Source organism: Streptomyces sp. AM6-12 (assembly GCF_044327085.1).
Lineage (GTDB): Bacteria > Actinomycetota > Actinomycetes > Streptomycetales > Streptomycetaceae > Streptomyces.
This window is the reverse complement of record NZ_JBIQWN010000003.1, coordinates 318,907-338,951: the sequence shown is the minus strand read 5'-3', so window position 1 is coordinate 338,951 and position 20,045 is coordinate 318,907. Positions and strand designations below refer to the sequence as shown.

Genomic DNA, 20,045 nt, shown 5'->3' with positions numbered 1-20,045 from the left:
TCATGCCGCGCACCTATGGCACTTGCACCGAGTTCACGATCCTGCGCCGCCCCCAGCGCTGACCGGACGCTCTCCGTACGACCCCGCCGCACCGCCTCCCAGGCAGGCGACGGGGCCGTGCGGTGTCCGTCCGGTCAGCCGAGACCGGACGACCGGCCCTCCCCGGAGGTCACCGTGCCCCTCGCCCGCCGTTCCCTCATGGAAGCCTCAGCCGCCCGCTTCGGCTGGCGCCGCGCCTACGGCGACACCGCACAGGTCGACGCGCTGCTCACCGAGCAGACCGAGACCGCGTACACCGAGGCCGCCGACCACGCACAGCTGGCGACCGCCAAGAACGTCGACGTCCTCACCGTGCAGCCCTGCGTTCTGGACGTCCGCGGCCGCGTCCTGGCCGACGTCCTCTACCTGGAGGGCGTCCTGACCGGTGCCCGCAATCGCGGCCTGCCTCCGGAGCTCATCGAGCGCCTGGAGGAGGCCGTCGGCCACGGCCACGAGCTGACCGTGTTGCTCGCGGACACCGTCCGCATCACGGCCGCCCACGCGCCCGGCCGCTGAGCGCCGGGTCACGACCAGCGACCGCAGCCGCAGTTTTACGAGGTAGACGTCCCGATACACGACAGCACCCGCTCGGTGAGCGGGCTGCACGTCTTCACCGGCCAGGCCACCTCGCCCAGCGACGCCCTGCCCGCGCCCACCAGGTCTACGACGCGGCGCTCGCCGCGCGGAAGGCCGGGCTCGCCAACCTGGGCCGCCAGGACGGCGGCTGGGGAGCGAGCGGGGTCCGCGACGGATGGGAGCTGAACTGGCGGGGCGGCGAAGGCCGGCCGCTGGTCCAACCCGTTCAGCTGGACCAGCACCAGCAGCTCCGTGCTGTAGATACGCCCCGAGGCAGGCGCACCAGGTGTGGAAACCGACGCCTGCCTCGGGCCACCCATCCCGTACAAGACGAGAGGGAGCCCCCAGTATGGCCTCCATCGCGCGCGTACACGTCCCGTCCGGACAACGCGCCCTGTACATCACCAGCCTCGCGGTGCCGCTGACCGGCTGGACCGTGCACGCGGTCAGCCTCCACCGCAAGCTCGCCGCCGCCCGCCGCGACCCGCTCACCGGGCTGCGCGGCCGCGACGGCTACACGGCCAAGGCCCGGCAGATCACCGACCGGTACGGCGACGCCGCCCTGGTCGTCCTGGTGGACCTGGACCACTTCAAGCAGATCAACGACGGGCCCGGCGGACACGCCGCCGGCGACTGCGTCCTGGCCGTCACCGCCCAGCGCCTCACCGCGTGGGCGGGCAGCCGCGGGGCGGTCGGCCGACTCGGGGGCGACGAGTTCGCCGTCGCGGTCCGGATCGGTCGGGCCCGCCGCGAGCTACGTCTCGCCCAGCTGACGCAGCTGCTCGCACAGCCCGCCCAGGTCGAGGACGGTGTCCTGGTCGACGTCACCGCGTCGATCGGCGCGGCCTCCCCCGACGTCCTCGGCACGACGGACCTGGGCGTGCTCCAGCGGGCCGCCGACGCCGCGATGTACGCGGGCAAGCACACCGGCCGCGCCGTCCTCGCCGGACCGCAGCACGCCACGGTCCCCTCCATCAACGGCCGCCGCCCCGGACGTCCGGGCACCCACACCCTGAGGCGGGCCGCATGAGCGAGACCCCCACCACCGACCCGGGCACCTGGATCCGGGGCATCACGATCCGCCAGCCCTGGACGACCTGCATCCTCGCCGGGAAAGACGTGGAGAACCGCCCGGTCCCCTGGTCCTGGCGCGGCTGGCTGCTGCTGCACGCCGGGCAGGCCACCGAGCGGGCCCCGATGCGCGATCCGCTGGTCGCCACCGCGATCCGCGGCCGCGCCCTGCCCACCCGGGCCGTCATCGGCGTCGCCCGCCTCACCGACTGCCACCAGGACGCCGCCGGCCCCGCCCCGTGCTCGAAGTGGGCGCAGGCCGACGTGTTCCACCTGGTCCTCTCCGACGTCCAGGAGCTCGCGCTGCCCCTCCCGTGGCTGCACGGCCAGCTCGGGCCGTGGCGCCCACCGCAGGACCTCGTGGACCAGGTTCTTCTCCAGCTCCCCCACCTCGCTCCGGAGGGCACCTCATGAGCGGCACCCGCACCGGCGTCCCGCAGCCGCCGACGTTCATCGCGGCCGACGACCGGATTCCCTTCCCCGAGACCGACCAAGTCCTGCGCTGCCGCAAGGAGCCCGGCCTGTTCCAGATCGAGGACATCCCCCACACCGACCAGGACCCCCGCGTCCGCGAGAAGGCGCTCGCCCAGGCCAAGCACGCCTGCTCCGGCTGCCCGATCGTCAAGGACTGCCTGAAGTGGGCGCTGGCCAACCCCGCCCTGACGAAGACCGGAGTGTGGGCGGCGACCACCAAGCGCGACCGCACGCAGCTTCGCAAGCAGCTCGTGGCCCGGCTCGGTGAGGACTGGGTCGGCGTGGTCGCCGAACAGGACCGGCTCCGCAGGAAGCGGGCCCGCGAGGCCCGCGCCGTGCCGCCGACCGCCCGCGAAGTCGCACTCACCCGCCTGGAGCTGGAGGCCATCCCCAACCGGCCCGCGCCGTACAACCGCTGGAAGGAACCGATCACCCCGGCGCAGGCGGCGTCCAACCTGCGCGTGCTGGCGCTGGTCGCCAGCGGCAAGGCCGCGTGATCACCGTGATGCACCTGCGCACCGACCAGTTCCTCGTGGTCACCGACATCACCACCCAGTAGCACCACCCCGGGAGCGCCGCGCCCCGCCCTTCCCGGCCGGGCGCGGCGCTCCGTGTGGTCCCACCCCTCACCACCGAGCAGGAGGCTCACCCTTGCGCCCGATCCGTCTGACCTCGTTCGGCTACCTGCACTTGCCCACCGGCCCGGACGGCTCCCCCGTCCCGCCCGCCGCCGACCGGATCGAAGACGTCCGCGACCGGCTCCGCGACCCCGCCGCCGCCCGCGACATCCTCGACCTCGACGGCCTCAACCCCCGCGTCCAGGACGTCGTCCTGAACACCCCCGGCGCCCGCGAACTGCTCGCCAACCTCGCCGACTACGCCGACCTGCCCGCCGGCCCCCGCCGCATCGCCATCGGCTGTGCAGGCGGCAGGCACAGGGCAGCCGGACTCACCGAACTCCTTGCCCGAGCACTCCGCGACGGCGGCCGCGAGGTCGTAGTCGAGCACCTGCACGTCCATCTGCCGCGCGTCCTCAAGACACCCGCCGACCCCCGCACCGCCAACACCGAACAGGAGGACGCCCGATGATCCGTCGCCTCCGCCGCCGCAAACTCGCCTCCGGCACCCTCACGCCCGAGGACCAGGCCGTCGTCGACCAGTTCCGCGCGATGCTCACCGCTCTGCGCAACCCCGAGCCCTGGACACCCAGCACCGGCAAGGACATCGCCGTGCGCGTCGGCCCGTTCATCGAGCGCGCACACACCCGGCCCGGCGACGACCACGGCCCCGACATGATCGCCGTCGCCCTGGTCCACCCCGACACCCCGCACGCCGGCGCCTACCTCCACGGCCGCCAGCTCGGCTACACCGAACGCGGCTGGCTGCGCTGCGAGACCACCAAGATCCTCGGCTTCTGGCAGCCCGGCTACGCGATGCTCACCCACGCCGCCGCCGGCCTGCCCGTGCCCGACGACATCGGCATGGAACCCGCCTGCTACGCCCTCTACATCGAGGCCCGTAAACGCGACGACAGCCTCGACGGCTACACCCTGCTGCATGTCGGCCCGTACACCCAGACCCGGCACGCCCAGCAGGACCACGACCGAATCACCGCCGCGCTGGACGGCCGCGAGACCACCCTCGTGCCCGGACACCGCGTCTCCGTGCGGTACGCACCGTTCGACGTCAGCGATTACCACCAGTTCGCCGACCCGTACGAGACCGACGCCGTGTGGCTCCTGGCCGCAGCAGTCGAAGGAGTGACCGCCAAGTGACCACCACCCTGTACGAGATCGAGACCAGCGAAGCCGACGACGGCACCACTGTTCCCGCCGAATGTCTCTGGTCCCCCAGCAGCGAGGACGCGGCCGACCACGGGTTCGTCGAATACCGCGGCCTGTACGTCGCCGGCATCGGCGCCCCGAACGGCGACGACACCTACCCCGGAGCGTTCCTCCTGCTCGGACACCACAAGTGGGCCGACATCATCAAGGCAGCCACCGCATTCATGGACCGCGTCCACGGCTGGCGCAACCTCCACCTGTACCCCGGCGACGACCCCACGGTCCTGATCCCCCGCATCCCACGCGCAGTCCACACGCACGGAGTCTTCTTACGCCACCCGCACCCCGACCACCCCTGCGGCTGCGAGCGGGAAGGCACCTGGCGCGTCGTGTGGGCGCCGCCCACCGAACCCGGCGCCAGCACTATCACCGCCATGCGACACCCCGCCGCACCGGCGGCCGGCGCCAGCGTCCCCAACCCCGACGAAGGCGCGCCTGCAACCTGGGCAGCCTGACGGGTGCCGTGTGAACAGCGAAGGCCCGTCCCTTATTTGGGACGGGCCTTTCTGCGTTTCTAGGGCTCCTGGCCAGGCGGTGAGGCGGCAGCTACGTCAGCCGGCGTTGGCTGATCGCCTCTCCCGGTCACGCAGCAGCATGTCGCACACCTTGTCGCGTTCCTCGGGGGGCATCTTGAACAGGATCAGGTTTCCGGCCTCGACACCGTCGTGGTACGGGAACTTCTTCACTGCTGATTGGTCCTGCTGGCCATCGCGATTGTCCGCGCCCCGCGGCTCGGGGATCGACTCCGCGGGCGCCTCCTGCTCGTCCGTTGCGGGCGGCAATGGCCTGGACGCATCGGCCGTTACCGTGCTGTGACTTTTCACGCCGTGAAAATCAGAGACCTCGGGCGCAGGCTGCTGCCGACTCCGTGCCCGGCGCTTCGAAGCTTCAGCCCTCTCATCCGCCTTGGCCTTCTGGGCTTCCGGAGAGAGCTTGGACAGATTCCGGACGTGCTCGGTCTTGCGTGCTCCCGTCATCAGGTCTTTCTGAAGCTCGGGGGACAGCTTGAGCAAGGACAGCTTGCTCGACAGCGTGGAGGCCGACATCGACAGGCGCCGACATGCCTTGGTCTGCGAACCTCCGTAGTAGTCGACCAGTTGCTTGAGCGCGTGGGCTTCCTCGAGGTCGGTCATGTCCTCGCGGTGGTAGTTCGCGATGAACGCTGACTCCAGGAGTTTCTCGTCGGTACTCAGCCGTGCGTCATCGACACGCACAGGAATGGTCGCGAGGCCGACCTGCCGGGCTGCCTCAAGGCGCCGGTGACCGTCGATGACCACGTACTGCGCGCCGGAGTCGAGATCGTCCGCGCGGTCGGGCCGGCTGCGGACGTACGCGTCGACGGTGCCGACCACGATCGGCAGGATGACGCCGACCTCCCGCACCGACTCGATGGTGTGCTCCAGATTGCGGAGGTGGTTGCGGGGGTTGTCAGGGTTGTCGCTGATGGCAGGGACGGGGAGATCGGTCAGATCCGCAGTGCCGGCACCGCTGTTGATCGTCTCGTTGATCGCGTTCCTGCGTGCGCTGCGGTGGGATGTGCTGCCGAACGAGGACCCACGCCCCAGCTGGTCCTTCTTGCTCACTTGCCGACCCCTGCCACGATCATTCGCATGATGTTCGCCTGCTTGCTCTCAGGCACGTAGGCCAGTAGAGGGCGCTTGAGCCGGACGGACTCGCGCTGTTCCTTGAGGTCGTCGATCACAGCGACCACCTTGTCGTTCTCCATGTTGTGCCACTCCTCGAGGGAGGACGTGGCGATGTAGCCGCGGCGGCTGTCGAACTGGTTCACCACGATGCCCAGCCGATCGATCTCGAGATGGAGGTCGGTCTCGAGGTCCTCGATCTGTTCGATGAGCATCTCGTAGGCGTCGGCTGAGCTGTCCTCGGACTGTACGGGGATGAGCACTCCGGAGTGGCCCGGCTTCTCGTTCGGGCGCCTGCGACCGTAGTAGAGGCCGGCGTCCATGCTGAGCCCGAGACTGGGCGGAGAGTCGATGACGATGACGTCGAAGTCGGGCTCAAGCGGGTGCAGGGCGCGCTCGAGTGCCATCTCCTTCTGGAAACCTCGGGACTGGGCGGCCGTCAGCGCCAGCTTGGAGTCCAGCAGAAATGCCTCACGCGTACCCGGCAGGACATGCAGCCGGCCCCCGAACCTGGGGTCGTCGATGGCTACGAGCATGTCCTTGATGTCGCCCTGGGCGTCGCCGGACATGTGGGTGACCAGGCTGTCCTCACCAACAGCGATGGGGGGGATGCCCAGCTGGTTGCTGAGGTGAAGCTGCGGGTCGTAGTCGACCAGGAGGACCCGCTTTCCGCCCGCGGTGTAGTCGGCGACCAGGGCCAAGAGCTGCTCACGGGTGCGGTTCAGCCGCTCCAGCTCAGTTTCGGTCAGGGCATCCACGAAGTTCTGCAGACACTTGGCACCGATTCCCTCCGGCTCGGCGTGCGCCTCGGCGATTCCCGCGGAGATCGTGGTCTTGCCGACACCGCCCTTCTGGTTGCAGACGATGATCCGGCGCGGCGCCGCGGGCAGACCGGCCTGCTTGGGGGAGGGGTTGTCGGTCAGCCAGGCCCGGATGCTCTGTGCGAGGCCCTGGATGTAGGACACGCCGCGTTCAGCACAGCTGGCTTTGAAGTCGTCATACATGCCCGCAGGCAGCCAAGTTGAGAACGACCTCGCACCCGACGTATCGACGTCAACACCCGAGCGGTCACTGGTGCGCCAGTTGATGACGGCCGCGGTGGCGGCATCCTGGATGTCCAGACCGAGCTCGGCACAACGGATCTTCAGTTCTTGCTGGAGCGCGGGCGGAAGCTTCGACGCCACCTTTTCCCGGTCTCCGTCAGGGTATGGAGAAGCCATGACGTCACCTTACTGACCATGAAGATGCCAACGGCACCCGGTGTGCCAGCGATCAGGCCATTTCACCCATTTGACCCACCGTCGTTTTTCACGCCGTGAATAGTCACAGGCAGGTAACGAACGCTGGGAGGTGCTCCCGCAATCGAGTGACTCCAAACCCACCCGGAACCGCGAGTTGGCTACGCTGCTCCTCAAACGGCAGCGGCAAGGCCGTGCTCCCTTGAACGCCATCGGCCCACCGGCGTTCATCCACGGGATGCGAAGGAGCTCAGCTTCACACCGCAGCCGCGCGTACGAACAACCCGGCTGACGGACCTATCCCCGTACCGGAGGGCCGACTGGTACGGAGAACCAGGACCTTTCATGCGCAGGGACCAGCTCAGCCGACTCGCTACCCGGCGTCAGCAGTACACGAACGAGCACTACCAGCGGGCCCGTAGCCTTCTCCGTCCCGGCCAACCGCCCATCCCGGCCGCAGACTGCGACGAACAGCGGAAATTCGAGGCCGATCTCTTCTACCAACTCCTCGCATCGGACAGCGACTTCACCGCCTACCCCCTCGGCATTCGGAGCGTCAGTCCGCAGCCTGACACCATTGAACTTGTCGTCGAGAGCGCCCAGCGCGTCAAGAGGCTGCTGTCGTACCTGCTGCCCTGCTACGAGCCCGGCGGTGAGGTCCACGGTGTCCCCGGCCTTCGGATCAAGCAGTGGACAACCAGGGGTGTGGAGCTGCACCTGGCCGGCCAGCGCACCTCGGCCTGGCTGACCGGCCCACACCGCGAGGTATGGAGGAGCGCGGAGAACGAAGGCCTAAAACATCTCGCGGAGCTCGGGTGGAAGGTGCTGTGGCGCGGATCAGAGGACTGGTCGACGGAAGAGATCACCTTCGAACATCAGTGGAACACGGGGGAGTGGGCGCGGCAGTTCCGGGCCGGCGCGTGGAGCGCCAGTGGGCTGCTGCGCCGGCTCGGTGCCTTCCACACTCTCACCGCGGCCGACGCTGTCACCGGCTACAAGGGCCTCCCCATCAACGGGTACGAGGGCAGTGGCCCGGTGCGCTGGTGCCTGGACATCATCCATCGAGCTGGCACCCGGCGCGTCAAGCAAGACTTGATCGATGCAATCACGGACGCTGAGTTCGGGCTGCCTGTCTCCCCCGCCCGCCATCTGGATGCGATCTACCCACCAGAGTCCATGGAGAACTGGATCCGCCTGGAGGACGAGGCTCGGACAGGTCTCATCGAACTCCGCTTCACCACCTTCACCTACGAGCAACTGCAGCTGAGCACCTGCGATCCTGACTACCAGGCGATCGCCGAAGCAGTGGAGCGGCGAGTCCACAGCGCATCGCGCCGTCTCGGCCCCTACTGAGAGCTCCTTTCGGCCAGGGAAGGCTGCCCAAACTCACCCTGAGCGGGCGGGACACTGTGGGGGCCGCTAGGGTCTGCCGCCCGATCGGGTGGAGCCGCTGAAGTTCCCGGGCGAGCCGCCGACTGAAGCCACTACGAAGATCACGGAAATTCTGTGATCCTTCGAGAGGACCTTCCCGTGCGCTTCGCCCGAACTGCTGCAGTCGCCGCCGCCTTCACCGTGCTACTCGTCCCGGCCGCCGTTCACAGGGCCGTAGCCGCACCGCCCGAGCGCGCGGCAGGGCAGACGGTGACCCTGCCGGTCCGCGAGGCTCTCGCCGAGCTGCCGGTCCGGCCGGAGGACCGCACCGGGTACGAGCGCAGCAAGTTCAAGCACTGGATCGACGCCGACCGCGACGGCTGCGACACCCGCGCCGAGGTCCTCAAAGCCGAGGCGGTCGTCGCCCCCGTGCAGGGCGCGAGGTGCAAGCTCACAGCAGGGGAGTGGTATTCGCCCTACGACGACCGCTACATCACCGGCCCGAGCGGTCTGGACATCGACCACCTGGTCCCGCTCGCCGAGGCATGGGACTCGGGCGCGTACGCCTGGACCGCATCCGTGCGGGAGGCGTACGCCAACGACCTCGGGGACCTGCGGGCGTTGATCGCGGTGTCGGCCGCGTCGAACCGGTCGAAGGCGGACCAGGACCCCACCACGTGGCTGCCGTCGGCTGTCGGTTACCGGTGCACGTACGTGTCGGACTGGGTGGCGGACAAAACTCGTTGGGGCCTGAGCGTCGACGAGGGCGAGAGCGAGGCCTTGGCCGATCAACTCGACCAGTGCCCCAACACTCCGGTCACCGTGACGCTGGCCCGGTAACGGACCGGTCGACCGGCCGCCGCCGTGCGTGGGGTGATGAGCGCACGCTTCGCCGTTGTGCGGGCTCGCACGAGTGGGTCCGCGCTCGCGGAACCCGGGCACGGAGGGTTGAGGTAGCGGAATCCAGGGCTGAACGTGAGCCGTGCCGGTCGGGCGCGAGCACCAGGAGCACGGCCGGGCCACGCCCGAGGCAGAAGATCGGTTCGTTGGCCCGCCAGCGGTTGCGCAGGTCGCTACCTCCGCATCTGGACGTAGCGACCTGCGTCGTGTGCGGGCTACTTGAACCAGTAGCGGACGCCGTGGTGGTGGGAGCAGGTGCCCTGGGAGTGCCGGGAGTAGGACAGTGTGGCGTCCTTGCACTTGGCGGTCTCGTACTGGTCCCTGGGCTTTTGGTGGTGCGTCCAGCCGCACGTTCCGGTGGTGTGCCGGACGCAGTGGTGGGCGGTGTTCTTGGAAGGCAGTGATGTCGAAGCGGACGCGGTCTGCGCGCTGAAGAGCACGCCGGCCACGGCGACTGTCACAGCTGAGATGGCAAGACGAGAGCGCAAAGGGACCCCCCTTTGTAGTCGAACAAGAGCAGAGGGACTCTATACGGGGTTCAACCACCTGCGTGACCTGTACGCCAGTTCTGGCGAGATGGCATCAGACAGGAGGCCGGGGCTGAGCTCGCCGCTTCGGCCAGCACCCACCAGGAGCCGTGACGTCTATGGTCCTGGACCAGCGCCCGCGCGGTGACTCCGCACCCAGTGCCACGGTCCGGGTTCCGGGAGCTATGCGTCGCGTGAGGGCACGCGGGCGGCGAGCTCGGCCGCGAAGTGGCGGGCTTGGGCGCCCCAGTCGTGGTCCGTCGTGCCGAAGTGCTGCAGGACATCCATCAAACGGTGTGCCTCGGTGAGGGTGAGCAGCGCCAGCCGCGGCTCGTACAGCTCGGGCATGTCCCGTGCGGGGTCGACCAGTTCGTTCATGCCGGGCGCAACGGCCGTCTCCGGGGGGGTACGGGTGCTGCCGGCAGCTGGCTCGGTCTTTGCCTGACCTCGTCCCCTGGAAACGGCCCGCAGGCCCTGGTGCTACGTGAGGTGGGCGGTGAGAGCGACAATGCCGGGTGCCTCCCACGGCCGGGTGGAGGGCACCTCGTGCCGATGCGAGCACGGGGGAGTGCCCTGTTTGGTCAAGCCGGGTGAGGATGGTCGGTATGACGGATCGGGATCGGTTGGGGCGGACCGCGGTGCACTATGCGGCTGCCGGTGGGGACACGGATGGCCTGCGGATGCTCTTGGCAGGAGGCGCCGACGTGGGGGCAGCCGACGATGCGGGCTGGACGCCGCTGCATTTCGCGGCTCAGGCCCAGGATCCATCGGCTGTGGAGGTCCTCTTGGCTGCGGGTGCGGCGGTCGATGCCGCGGACCGTCACGGCGATACGCCCCTGTGGAGGGCGGTGTTCTGTTCGCAGGGCGAGGGGGCGACGATCCGGCTGCTGCTGGAAGCCGGCGCGGACCCTGACCGGGGCAATGGCCATGGCGTGAGCCCGCGGGCGCTGGCGGAACGGACGGCCAACCACGACGTGGCTGCTCATCTTCCTGCTGCTCCCGCAGGCCGAGGGTCGGGCGTCGGCCGGGGCTGCCCCGCCGACGTCAGCGCGGCTGGCTCTTGACGGTCCCCGGCCGCCGTGGACTTCCGGGCGCGTGCCACGGGTATAGGCTCCGCTGCCAAGCGTGACGGCATCTCATGCTGGCTGGCCGTCCCGATGAGTGCCGCGTTGACCGTCGAAGGGGCGCGCGACCAGGAGACCTTGTCTTCACTCAAGTCTCCCGCCGGGTACGACCGGTTCCCGGCGCTGGCCGGAACGCCGGCCCACATCGTCGCCCATCTGTACGCGGAGGTGGCCGAGGCGCTGTCCGGCCGAGACTCCACTGCCCTCAGGCTCGACCACCCGGTGGAGCTTCACCGTTCGCTCGAGGCGATCGCGCACACGGGAACCGGAGGACAAGGGACGGAGGCCGTCTGCCAGCGGCGCGCCGATCGGCGTCAGAACGACCCCCGCAGATCTGGACCCGCGAACGACGCACTCCAAACGTGCCTTCAAAAGTGGCAGCGAGCGGTGGCGGCGCAATTAGGACGGCACCTGTCCTGAAGCACCTCTACGGTCGTCTTGGGTCGCCCGTCAGGTGGCCGGAGTAAGGATGACGAAGGCAGCCGCTGGCTCTGGTTGCCCGACGCACATGCAAGGAGTACGACCATGGGCATCTCAGAGGCCGTCGACCGCGCCGACACCTTCATCCCGCATCGGTTCACCGAGCAACTGGTGGATCTGGGCGAGATCCGCATGAACTACGTCGCCGAAGGTGACCCCGGTGCCCCCGCGCTGCTGCTCGTTCCCGCGCAGGGCGAGTCCTGGTGGGGATACGAAGAGGCGATCGGGCTGCTGAGCTCCGACTTCCAGGTGTTCGCGATCGACCTGCGCGGCCAGGGCCGCACGACCTGGACCCCCGGCCGGTACAGCCTGGGCATCTGGGGTGCGGACGTCGAGCGCTTCATCGACCTGGTCATCGGCCGCCCGACGATCGTGGCCGGGAACTCCTCCGGCGGCCTGATCACCGCCTACGTGGCCGCCTACGGCAAGCCCGGCCTGGTCCGCGGTGCGATCCTGGAGGACCCGCCGCTGTTCTCCTCCCAGGCCACCCCGCCCTACGGACCCGGCATGGCGCAGACCCTCGGTCCGATCTTCGCGCTGTGGGCCAAATGGCTCGGCCCACAGTGGTCAATCGGTGACTGGACCGGCATGGTCAAGGCCGCCCCCGCCGAGCTGCCCGCCTTCCTGCACCCGGGCATCGGCTTCATGATGGGCGACGGCAACCCCGAGGCGGGCGCCTCCCCGACGCCGGTGCAGCACCTGAAGGAGTATGACCCCGAATGGGGCCTGGCCTGGGCCACCGACACCGCGAACGCGGGAGTGGACCACCCGCCATGCTTGCCCAGGCCAGAACTCCGGTCCTGCTCACGCACCACTTCCACATGACCGACCCCGACACCGGGCAGCTCATGGGCGCGATGACCGACCTCCAGGCCGCCCAGGCCCGCCGCCTGCTGGAATCAACGGGCCAGCCGGTCACCTTCGCTCCCCTCGACGCGCCGCACACCATGCACGAGCCGATGGCACAGCAGTACGTCGACATGATCACTGGGTGGATCAAGACCCTTCCTTGACAGCACCACAACCGACGCGGTCAGACCGCCCCGACCCGACACCAACCACCGCATCAGACGGACTCAGAACGCCGAGCGAATCGAAGTCCACCAGCATCACCGCCTGGCCACCCACCTGTCCTGGCGCCGGGTTGGCCGAGGCGCGATCGTCGTCGAGCTGTTCACTCATGGCTGGAGCGCAGCGGAGGCCACCGGATCGACCGGGGGCCCTGCGGTTGGCGGGGCGCGGAGCGCGTGCCAACTGGCGGTGAGCGAAGCGACCCGCACCCTTCACCGCAAAGCGGGAGCGGCCGCGGCGCTGCGGCTCGCTTCTGCGGGCGAAGCCCGCAGGGACGCGCTCCCCATGCCCGCAGGGGTGTTCCCTCCGTGATGCCGACCCCGAGGCGGTAGCGCCTGTCCTCTCCGCCGACGCGAAGGTGTTTCGGCGCAGCGTGTGGAGCCGGATACGCAGGCCGGCCCACTTCCGGAGCCACCAGCGGAGATCCTTCTGTCCTTCATCGCCTACCCGCTGACATCGGGCGTTGCGACGTTCATCAGAACCCGAGCACGCGGGCGGGCCGTGCCTCATGCCCCCGTCTGCTCGCGGCTCACCCACGCGAGCTCGGCACACAGCCGCTCATACGCCGCCCGCCGCTCCCAACCGCCGGACGGCGGTCGCGGCCCTGCGCTGGCAGCATGCCAGCGACAGCCGGACACCGCACCGCGGTGACACGTCGGCGTGCAGTCCGTGCGCCCGCTGCTCGCCGGCTGTCCCGCGCCCCCTCGCCTCCCCGTATGCCTGAAAATATCCAAAACGGGATGCAATCAGGGCATCGGCGTGCTTGGATACGGCCAACGCGACGGGGACGCGCCGGAGTTGACTACCGGACTGACCCCTGTCGGTCGTGGTCAACACAGGGGGTACAACTTGAAATTGAGAGCATTGCTCACAACGGGGGCTGTGGCGTTGGGGCTGCTGGGAACAGCTGCCGCACCGTCAGCCGTGGCCGACCAGCCGAGTACCGGACAGCTGCGCGTCACCATCGGCCCGGCGCCCCAGGCCCAGGCGTCCGGCTTCGCTGCCAGCCCGGCAGCGAACGCCACCTGCACCATCAACAAGATCACGGTGAACCGGTACAGCGAGTGCGAGTGGGTGTCGATCCACGTCGACGTCATCAAGATCATCAATGGCAAGCCCGAACTCGAGGGCACCGTCGACTTCGACGTCAAGCACCAGATGACCCTGAAGGCGAACTCCGCGAACTGGTCGGAGAAGTTCCACGTCTCCAAGGCGCGGACCACCGGCGCGGGCAGCGGTGTCGCCGCCAGCATCACCGCCGCTTCCGCAGGCGGCACCAAGGCCACCGTCCACTTCCCCAACGGCCACGTCCTCAGCAGCAGCACGGCCGACGGCACCGTCGGCTACGCGACCAGCATCGCGCCGAAGAAGATCAACCCGAAGGCGAAGACCACATATGGCTACACCTTCACCAAGCCCGGCTACAGTCCGGGCAGCGTCACCTACAACTCGGCCGTCTACCGCTGCGACAACTACTACGGCAGCACGAAGACGAGCCGCGCCGGCTGCGCCATCCCGGACGTCCCCACCGGCGTGAGCATGGTGGGCCTGGCCCGCATCGACGAGGGCATCCGCAAGCTCCGCGCCAACGGCGGCCACTACGGCGACCCCAACGGCGGCAAGCCGCTGCACTGGATGATCAACAAGAAGCAGGAGGACGCGAACCGGAAGGCCGTGTGCCCGAGCAGCGCGCCGCCCGACATGAAGCGCGCCGGCCGCACCTCGTGCGACGAGTACCCCTTCGCCTCCTCCTACGAGGGCGGCACCCATCTCCCCGCCAAGCAGCGGGAGATCACCTGGGTGAAGGTCCAGGAGAACAAGTCCCAGGGGGGACGCATCACCGCCTGGCGCGGCAAGATGCACGTCATGGACGGCGATCCCTTCTACGTGATCGCCTGACCGCGCACGAAGTCACCGACTGACGAGGTGCCCCGCTTCCGCAAACGCCCGGGAGCGGGGCACCCTCTCCGTTGCAGGGAGCCCCCCATGCTGATCCGCGAGACGACGTTCACCGTCGACCTCGGCGAACACGGCTACCTCATCGGCTTCGACGACGACTACGAGTTCCCGTCCGAGATGCCCTTCGGCTGGCGCTGCGGCCCCGCAACGCAAGCCACTGCCGTCGTTCTGCCCACCACCGACACGGGCACCCTGCGGATGACCGTTCAGCTGCACGACAGCCCGCCCGGTGCTGAGCGTGGTGACGGATGGGAGCCGGCCGAAGAGATGAGCCTGCTCGCCGACACTCCCACCCTCTGCGTCGCCACCATCGGGCAGGGCGACTTCTGGGACGCATGGCCCGAGGAGGACCCCCCCCTCGAGGTGTCTGCCGATGGCGACGGCTGGGTCCGGATGCGTCTGTACTGCCATGTCGCTGACCTTGAGCCGGGCACCGGCGACCGCGGGGAGAGGCACCTGATCCAGTTCTGGCCGGCCCCCCAGACACCGCCGGTACACCCGGATATCAGCGAAGCAGACCGGCAGGCACGAGCCGACTATGCCGCGGACATGGCCAACCCCGTAGAGGACTACACCTACACCTATGGCGACCAGGAGACATGACCGCGCTCGCCCGGCACGAACCGGCCCGCCCCGGCTCGCAGCACATCGTTGCCGTCGGGCAGAGCGGCGCGGTGCATCGGCAGGGTAGGGCGCAGGCTCCTCGTGTGCCGGTCACCAGCGCGGGGCGGTGAACTGCTGGTACCGGCCGCTGTGCAACCCGCGGCCCGCCGCCCGCGACACCGCGGCGGTGGGAGGAGAGTGCGCTCCTACCGGAGTCGAGCCGGCCGAGGCCTGCCTGTCGACGCGTCCACGCGGTAGACGGTGCCGTACTCCCTGGCGAAGCGGTTGGCTTCAGCGACGGAACCGTCGATTGAATGCAGGAAGAAGGCGTACGCAGCCGACGTGGCCTGCTCCTCGGTCAGGCACGTGATCCAGCGGCCTTTCGCCCGGTCGAAGTAGGCCGTACGCACTCGCTCGGCCAGCCCGGCGGCCGGAGGCACCTGCAACTGCCGGGTGAGACTCAAGTACCTTCGCAGCGCGTCCATCTGCGATGGCCGGAGTTCGACCAGCCGCTCGTTCTGCGCCGGCTCGGCCCATGGGGTCGGTACCGCGGGGGTCCGCGCGTATACCAGGGCATCGTGCGCCTCCGGGGTCAGGCGAGCCGCCCACTCCACCGTCCGCCCCTCGTGCACGGACAACTCTTCGAGCGCCTCCTGGTCGGCAACCTCCACCAGGCCCCTACGTGCGGCCGCCTCCGCGGCCTGCCGTTGCCCCGCAGACACATCGTCGAACAGCACCCACGCCTGCCCACGCGCCTGCCCCACGTCACGGAACAGCTCCAGGAGCTCCACTCGGGACATCGTGTCGCCCATCCTCCGCCCCCCTTCACACCGCAGCCAACGCCCCGACGGTAGGCGCTGCAAGCCCCCTGCGGGCGAAAACACATCAGGATCACTGGCTCGTGCTGCAGGCCTGCAGGAAACGCACCACCGACGCAGCCACCGTCGTGGTGCGCCGCTGCGTTCGGCACCAACGGGCCGGGCGACCGGGGCGTCCTGGAAGGCTCGGCCGCCCTGGACGGCCTGGGCGTCCCGGACGGATCGCCCTGCCTGCACGAAGGCAGGACCTGCATCGCGCGGGGTGAGCGTTGCGAGGGCCTCGCCCAACAGGAAGGCAGCGCGGGCCTCTTTCATGGTGTTGTTCAGCGTTTCCAGTGGAAACAGGGGCCTTCGCCAAGGGGCATCGGCTTCGTCATTCTCAACGAGCGGCACGGCAGTCAGCGTGAGGCGATGCCCCTGAAGCCCGGCCCAAGCCCGCGGCGGGTGCTCTGCGATGCCGCGCCGGGCCGGGCAGTGAGTGCCCCAGCCACCGCTTGTGCGGTCTGCGGGGTGAGGCCGGCGCTCACCTGCCCGGAGGCAAGGACCCGCGCGTACGCGCCGGTGCCGTGGGTGCGGAGAGCATCGGCGAGCGCGGCCGCCGCGGTCTCCGCCGGCCCGGCCCCCCACCCGTCCTCGCCCCCCGGCCGCGCCTGTCGAGTGAGGGCGTCGCGTCGTCGGTCCAGGAGCACGGCCAGCGTCTGCGCCTCGGGCGCGTCCAGCGTCACCGTGACCAGCGCGGCCCCGAGCTGGTGGACACGGGCCTGGGTCAGGCCGTGCGCGGCGAGTGCCTGGCGCAGTGCCGCGCTTGTCCCGGTCGTAGCTCTGCCGCGGGCGGACTCGCTCGCCCCGGCTGCGGCCTGTTCGGCGCGCTCGACGACGGCGGCCGCCGCGGCCGGTACGACGGAGAGGATTTCCGCGCACTCCGGATCGAGCTGGGCGAGCGCACCGGCCAGGACTTCGAGGGTGGCGGCCACGTTCTCCACCGCGCCCGCGCTCCACTGCGACGGGTCGGCGGCGTCGGCCAGTGTGCATGCCGCGACGACGGCCTCCTCCGCCAGCGCCTCGACCCCGCCCGGCCCGGTAGTCAGCTTCATGTCCTGCCCAACGAGATGTGAGCGCGCAGGTGGTGCGCGCTATCGCATGATGATGTCCATGATCCGCTGCATCGGCGTGAAGTTCACCGGCCCGCCACGCCGTACCGCAGCGGAAGCGGGGAACGGGCGCTCCGTCTGGTGGATCGGCGGCGCACACGTCCGGTGCGTCGGTCGTACGCTGGTGATGCTCGGGGTGAGAGCGGAGGTCTGCCCATGCCCCGGACGATCTGGAGCAGCGCGATCAGCTTCGGCCTGGTGACGGTGCCGATCAACGTGCTGAGCGCCACGGAGGATCACTCGATCCATTTCCACCGGTACCACCTGGCCGACCATGGGCGGATCCGGTACCGGAAGGTGTGCGAGCCAGCCAGCTTGGCGAAGACGGCCCGCAGCTTCGGCTCGCTGTTGGGCAGCTGCTTGTCGAAGACCTTCTTCCCGGCCGGGGTCAGCCCGTGCCCGTGATGGGCGCTCTTGCCGACGTCCAGACCGATCGCATTACAGGTGGCGACGAGTTCGGCCAGGCGCTAGCAACCGCGGCGGGCCGCCCCGCCGGCCCGCCGCCACGTTCACCGCGTCTGTGGCAGCGCGGCGAGCAAGCGCCGGCGTGCACCGGCGCGGGGAAGGTCGTGCGCCACGTGCCAGACCTCTCGACCAGACGGCGGTGCCACTGCACCGTCTCGCCGCGGAGCGCAACTGCCTGCGGGCTCGGCCGCGGCTGGGGTACCGGGCGCGATGGTTGGCGCGGAGCGCGGCGGCGCGGCGTGGTCAAGAGGTCGGACTCGGTGAGAAGGGGTCAAGGGCGCCCGCAGTGAGCCCCGCGTTCGCAAGGCAGGAGGCGCGGCGCGGTGGGCGACGGCGCCGACGGCCGCATGCTTGTCACAGCCATGTCACTCGGCCCGACCGGCATGCACTTTGTCCGCCACGCTGACCTGGAGCGGCGCACATGGATTCTGTACGAGGGATCAGCACCACACCACCGGCCTGGCCAGCCTCGGCTGGCTTTGTAACGCATCAGGCAACGTTCGCCCTAAACGGTCTGCGACGATGGCTCCATGGATGAAGAAGTCATTCCCATTCTTCGCGTCGAGGACGCTGCGGCGGCTGTCGCCTGGTACGAGCGGCTGGGTTTCGCCAAGCAGTGGGAACACCGCTTCGAACCGGGACTTCCCGCATTCGTCCAAGTCGCCCGGGGCGGAGTGCGGTTGTTCTTGTCGGAGCACAAGGGCGACGCCCGCCCCGACACGCTGATCTACCTCCGCGTCCGTGATGTCGAGTCCATCGCCTCCAAGTTCGGTGTGCAGACGGAGGATGCTCCGTGGGCGCGTGAGATTGAAGTGCGCGACCCTGACGGCAACCGGCTGCGGATCGGCACACCGATGGAATGACGGTCGTCGGTCCTTCCACGAGGACGGCGGTGACGAGTGCCTCGCGCGGGGCGCGTCCAGGGATAGTGCGGTCTCTCGACCACAACGTGGCCCCGTCCTGGTTCACCATCCCCTTCAACCCCCTGCCGCTGCTGCTCTCCTTCGTCACAGGCGTGGCCGCGGCGCTGGCCGGCTCGGCCGCCACCCTGGTCCGGGTCTCGGTGATCCGGCCGATCGAGGTGCTGCGCGAGAGCGTGGTGGAGCGCCGCGTCATGACGCCGATCCGCTGGCTGCTGGGGATCGGGATGCTGATCGGCGCCGTCGTCGCGGGGACCGTCATCGCCCGCAGCGAGCCGTACCTGGCGGCCAGCGCCCGCGAGTACGAGGTGGTCCCGGTCCTATACGTCGGCGCGGTCACCCTGCTGGCCCCAATCCTGCTGCGGCCGATCACCCGGCTGCTGATCGGCCCGCTGCGCGGCTCGGCCAAGGCCGGCCCGCTGCTGGTGCGCGAGAACACCCTCACCTCCCGGCGGCGTACGGCCGCCACGGTGGCGCCGATCGTGGTGGCCGTCGGACTGGTCGCCACCCTGCTGACGATGCAGGCTGTCTCCAGCATGCCGGACCTGTATCGGCGCGCGTTCGGAACGCCGCGGTTCTCGCCGCCTGTGCTGGCCGACAAGATCTGCGGCCTGGTGATCGTCGGCTCCGTCCTCGCCGCCCTGCACAGCCAGGCGGTCACGGGAGAAGGGGAACGGGTCGACGTGCCCATGGCCGACACGATGCTCGCGTTCAACCTGGTCGAACACCTCGGGGGCAAGTCCTTCGATCCCCCGGTCGGAGAAATCGGATGGAGCCGCACGCTCGTCCCGAATCGCGGGCCGCATCAGGCCGCGGACGGGTGGATCTGCGATGCCCGACACCGACAAGAACTGGGCCGACTTCTTCCGTGCCGTCGGAAGGCCTGATCTTGCCGCGGGCCCTCGGTTCTCCAATAGCGGTGCCCGGCTGACTCCGCAACCGCTACCGGCGCGGCGCTCGGAGGCATCCTCGCTCCGACGTCGCCGCGCGGATTGACACCGCCGTAGGCGACGCTGGCAGCCGAGGGTGCGCAAGCGACGGCAGAGCCAGGCCGCCACCAGCGCCGGCATCACGTGGAGGCCCGCGTCCGGTTCGGTTTCACCGTGCCGGTCGGCACGGCTGATGATGGACGCTTCCGCCGTCTGACCGTGCACCTTCCCCCGCGTCCCGGGCGCCGACCTTTCGGCGCCCGGGACGCGGGGGCCGGTGACCAGCAGATGAAGGAGCTCCGCGACGAGTAGGCTGGTCGTTCGTCATCGAACCGGGGAGGTAGGCGTGGACTATGGCGACAAGCTCTTCTGGCTCTCGGTGGTGATTCAGCGCAAGTACGCGCAGATATGCGCCAACTTCGATCTGACCCCCTCGCAGGCCACGCTGCTCTGCGCAGTCAGGGACGAGCCGCGGCAGATGGCTGACCTGGCCGCGTCGTTGGGTATGACCAAGAACGCGTTGAGCCAGCTGGTCGATCGCACCGCGCGGCGAGAGTTGGTCGGCCGGGCGAGCTCGGCGCAGGACCGACGGGTCGTCATGCTCAGTGTGACGCCCACGGGGAAGGTGCTGGCCGAGGCCGTTTACGCCGAGGTCGCCAAGCGCCTGCCCGAGATCGCGAGGAACCTCGACGCTGACGACCAGCGCGACTTCGAGCGCGTGGCCACCGCCATCGTGGACACCTCGGACCTTCCTGCGCCCACCCTGGACCCGCCCATCACGCCGTGAGGTCCCGCTACACCCGCGTCTTGACGAAGTTCATGCCGTGAACTAATTTCGTTCA

Annotated in this window: 24 protein-coding genes and 3 pseudogenes; 19 read left to right on the top strand and 8 right to left on the bottom strand. The window is 69.5% G+C overall.

The features are described from left to right. Positions 1–198: 198 nt before the first annotated feature. From ACE4Q9_RS34750 to ACE4Q9_RS34720, 7 genes are all read left to right on the top strand, one after another. Complete coding sequence (locus ACE4Q9_RS34750) at positions 199–555, top strand: hypothetical protein (protein ID WP_397988701.1); 357 nt, start codon at positions 199–201, stop codon at positions 553–555. A 409-nt stretch (positions 556–964) separates the two neighbouring features. After that, positions 965–1,645, top strand: coding sequence for a GGDEF domain-containing protein (locus tag ACE4Q9_RS34745; RefSeq protein ID WP_397988700.1), 681 nt, complete (start codon positions 965–967; stop codon positions 1,643–1,645). Beyond that, complete coding sequence (locus tag ACE4Q9_RS34740) at positions 1,642–2,100, top strand: hypothetical protein (RefSeq protein WP_397988699.1); 459 nt, start codon at positions 1,642–1,644, stop codon at positions 2,098–2,100. Before ACE4Q9_RS34745 ends, ACE4Q9_RS34740 begins: the two co-directional genes overlap by 4 nt. After that, entirely contained in the window at positions 2,097–2,657 is a 561-nt protein-coding gene (locus tag ACE4Q9_RS34735; RefSeq protein WP_397988698.1) for a WhiB family transcriptional regulator, read from the top strand. Before ACE4Q9_RS34740 ends, ACE4Q9_RS34735 begins: the two co-directional genes overlap by 4 nt. A 154-nt stretch (positions 2,658–2,811) precedes the next feature. Next, complete coding sequence (locus ACE4Q9_RS34730) at positions 2,812–3,249, top strand: hypothetical protein (RefSeq protein WP_397988696.1); 438 nt, start codon at positions 2,812–2,814, stop codon at positions 3,247–3,249. Then, complete coding sequence (locus ACE4Q9_RS34725) at positions 3,246–3,935, top strand: hypothetical protein (RefSeq protein WP_397988695.1); 690 nt, start codon at positions 3,246–3,248, stop codon at positions 3,933–3,935. Before ACE4Q9_RS34730 ends, ACE4Q9_RS34725 begins: the two co-directional genes overlap by 4 nt. Further along, the gene (locus ACE4Q9_RS34720) at positions 3,932–4,459 is read left to right on the top strand and encodes a hypothetical protein (protein WP_397988693.1); all 528 of its coding nucleotides are present in this window, start codon (positions 3,932–3,934) and stop codon (positions 4,457–4,459) included. Before ACE4Q9_RS34725 ends, ACE4Q9_RS34720 begins: the two co-directional genes overlap by 4 nt. A 96-nt stretch (positions 4,460–4,555) precedes the next feature. Here the strand turns inward: ACE4Q9_RS34720 and ACE4Q9_RS34715 are convergent, their stop codons facing one another. Together ACE4Q9_RS34715 and ACE4Q9_RS34710 are read right to left on the bottom strand one after the other, a co-directional pair. Continuing rightward, positions 4,556–5,587 (bottom strand): ParB/RepB/Spo0J family partition protein, encoded by a 1,032-nt coding sequence (locus ACE4Q9_RS34715; RefSeq protein ID WP_397988692.1) that lies wholly within the window; start codon positions 5,585–5,587, stop codon positions 4,556–4,558. Continuing rightward, entirely contained in the window at positions 5,584–6,867 is a 1,284-nt protein-coding gene (locus tag ACE4Q9_RS34710; RefSeq protein WP_397988691.1) for a ParA family protein, read from the bottom strand. The genes ACE4Q9_RS34715 and ACE4Q9_RS34710 overlap by 4 nt, the downstream gene beginning before the upstream one ends. A gap of 363 nt (positions 6,868–7,230) precedes the next feature. Here ACE4Q9_RS34710 and ACE4Q9_RS34705 point away from each other — a divergent pair, with 363 nt between their 5' ends. Together ACE4Q9_RS34705 and ACE4Q9_RS34700 are read left to right on the top strand one after the other, a co-directional pair. Continuing rightward, positions 7,231–8,238, top strand: a complete 1,008-nt coding sequence (locus ACE4Q9_RS34705; RefSeq protein WP_397988690.1) for a hypothetical protein — start codon at positions 7,231–7,233, stop codon at positions 8,236–8,238. A gap of 177 nt (positions 8,239–8,415) precedes the next feature. Further along, complete coding sequence (locus tag ACE4Q9_RS34700; RefSeq protein ID WP_397988689.1) at positions 8,416–9,096, top strand: HNH endonuclease family protein; 681 nt, start codon at positions 8,416–8,418, stop codon at positions 9,094–9,096. Between the two features lie 275 nt (positions 9,097–9,371). On the opposite strand, the gene ACE4Q9_RS34695 is transcribed toward ACE4Q9_RS34700, so the two are convergent. Together ACE4Q9_RS34695 and ACE4Q9_RS34690 are read right to left on the bottom strand one after the other, a co-directional pair. Then, positions 9,372–9,617: a DUF3761 domain-containing protein gene (locus ACE4Q9_RS34695; RefSeq protein WP_397988688.1), complete on the bottom strand. Its 246-nt coding sequence runs from the start codon at positions 9,615–9,617 to the stop codon at positions 9,372–9,374. A 249-nt stretch (positions 9,618–9,866) separates the two neighbouring features. After that, positions 9,867–10,061 (bottom strand): hypothetical protein, encoded by a 195-nt coding sequence (locus ACE4Q9_RS34690; protein ID WP_397988687.1) that lies wholly within the window; start codon positions 10,059–10,061, stop codon positions 9,867–9,869. Positions 10,062–10,288: 227 nt separating this feature from the next. Between ACE4Q9_RS34690 and ACE4Q9_RS34685 the strand changes: the two genes are divergently transcribed. The 3 genes from ACE4Q9_RS34685 to ACE4Q9_RS34675 all read left to right on the top strand — a co-directional run bounded on the left by ACE4Q9_RS34685 (position 10,289) and on the right by ACE4Q9_RS34675 (position 12,300). Continuing rightward, the gene (locus tag ACE4Q9_RS34685) at positions 10,289–10,747 is read left to right on the top strand and encodes an ankyrin repeat domain-containing protein (RefSeq protein WP_397988686.1); all 459 of its coding nucleotides are present in this window, start codon (positions 10,289–10,291) and stop codon (positions 10,745–10,747) included. A gap of 585 nt (positions 10,748–11,332) precedes the next feature. Further along, positions 11,333–12,112 (top strand): alpha/beta fold hydrolase, encoded by a 780-nt coding sequence (locus tag ACE4Q9_RS34680; RefSeq protein ID WP_397988684.1) that lies wholly within the window; start codon positions 11,333–11,335, stop codon positions 12,110–12,112. Next, entirely contained in the window at positions 12,109–12,300 is a 192-nt protein-coding gene (locus ACE4Q9_RS34675) for a hypothetical protein (protein ID WP_397988683.1), read from the top strand. The genes ACE4Q9_RS34680 and ACE4Q9_RS34675 overlap by 4 nt, the downstream gene beginning before the upstream one ends. Here ACE4Q9_RS34675 and ACE4Q9_RS34670 read toward each other — a convergent pair. Then, a complete protein-coding gene (locus tag ACE4Q9_RS34670) occupies positions 12,284–12,469 on the bottom strand; it encodes a hypothetical protein (RefSeq protein ID WP_397988682.1) in 186 nt (61 codons plus the stop codon). The two genes, ACE4Q9_RS34675 and ACE4Q9_RS34670, sit on opposite strands and share 17 nt — an antisense overlap. Positions 12,470–13,282: 813 nt before the next feature. Between ACE4Q9_RS34670 and ACE4Q9_RS34665 the strand changes: the two genes are divergently transcribed. Next, positions 13,283–14,257 (top strand): NucA/NucB deoxyribonuclease domain-containing protein, encoded by a 975-nt coding sequence (locus ACE4Q9_RS34665; RefSeq protein WP_397988680.1) that lies wholly within the window; start codon positions 13,283–13,285, stop codon positions 14,255–14,257. An 87-nt stretch (positions 14,258–14,344) separates the two neighbouring features. Continuing rightward, complete coding sequence (locus ACE4Q9_RS34660) at positions 14,345–14,920, top strand: hypothetical protein (RefSeq protein ID WP_397988679.1); 576 nt, start codon at positions 14,345–14,347, stop codon at positions 14,918–14,920. Positions 14,921–15,126: 206 nt separating this feature from the next. Here ACE4Q9_RS34660 and ACE4Q9_RS34655 read toward each other — a convergent pair whose 3' ends face one another. Beyond that, positions 15,127–15,732 carry a DUF6417 family protein gene (locus ACE4Q9_RS34655; protein ID WP_397988678.1) on the bottom strand — a complete coding sequence of 202 codons (606 nt, stop codon included), beginning with the start codon at positions 15,730–15,732 and terminating at the stop codon, positions 15,127–15,129. A gap of 404 nt (positions 15,733–16,136) precedes the next feature. Further along, positions 16,137–16,832: a hypothetical protein gene (locus ACE4Q9_RS34650; protein WP_397988676.1), complete on the bottom strand. Its 696-nt coding sequence runs from the start codon at positions 16,830–16,832 to the stop codon at positions 16,137–16,139. A 213-nt stretch (positions 16,833–17,045) separates the two neighbouring features. Between ACE4Q9_RS34650 and ACE4Q9_RS34645 the strand changes: the two are divergent. Beyond that, a pseudogene (locus tag ACE4Q9_RS34645) lies at positions 17,046–17,195 on the top strand (Ku protein); the annotation flags it as partial. A 5-nt stretch (positions 17,196–17,200) separates the two neighbouring features. On the opposite strand, the pseudogene ACE4Q9_RS34640 reads toward ACE4Q9_RS34645, so the two are convergent. Beyond that, positions 17,201–17,353: pseudogene (locus ACE4Q9_RS34640) on the bottom strand (transposase); the annotation flags it as partial. 531 nt (positions 17,354–17,884) lie between these two features. Here ACE4Q9_RS34640 and ACE4Q9_RS34635 point away from each other — a divergent pair. The 4 genes and pseudogenes from ACE4Q9_RS34635 to ACE4Q9_RS34620 all read left to right on the top strand — a co-directional run bounded on the left by ACE4Q9_RS34635 (position 17,885) and on the right by ACE4Q9_RS34620 (position 19,990). Next, positions 17,885–18,217: a glyoxalase superfamily protein gene (locus ACE4Q9_RS34635; RefSeq protein WP_397988674.1), complete on the top strand. Its 333-nt coding sequence runs from the start codon at positions 17,885–17,887 to the stop codon at positions 18,215–18,217. Positions 18,218–18,282: 65 nt separating this feature from the next. Further along, positions 18,283–19,161 carry a CoA transferase gene (locus ACE4Q9_RS34630; RefSeq protein WP_397988672.1) on the top strand — a complete coding sequence of 293 codons (879 nt, stop codon included), beginning with the start codon at positions 18,283–18,285 and terminating at the stop codon, positions 19,159–19,161. Positions 19,162–19,211: 50 nt separating this feature from the next. Further along, a pseudogene (tpg, locus tag ACE4Q9_RS34625) lies at positions 19,212–19,503 on the top strand (telomere-protecting terminal protein Tpg); the annotation flags it as partial. A gap of 46 nt (positions 19,504–19,549) precedes the next feature. Beyond that, positions 19,550–19,990 (top strand): MarR family winged helix-turn-helix transcriptional regulator, encoded by a 441-nt coding sequence (locus tag ACE4Q9_RS34620; protein ID WP_397988670.1) that lies wholly within the window; start codon positions 19,550–19,552, stop codon positions 19,988–19,990. Positions 19,991–20,045: the final 55 nt, after the last annotated feature.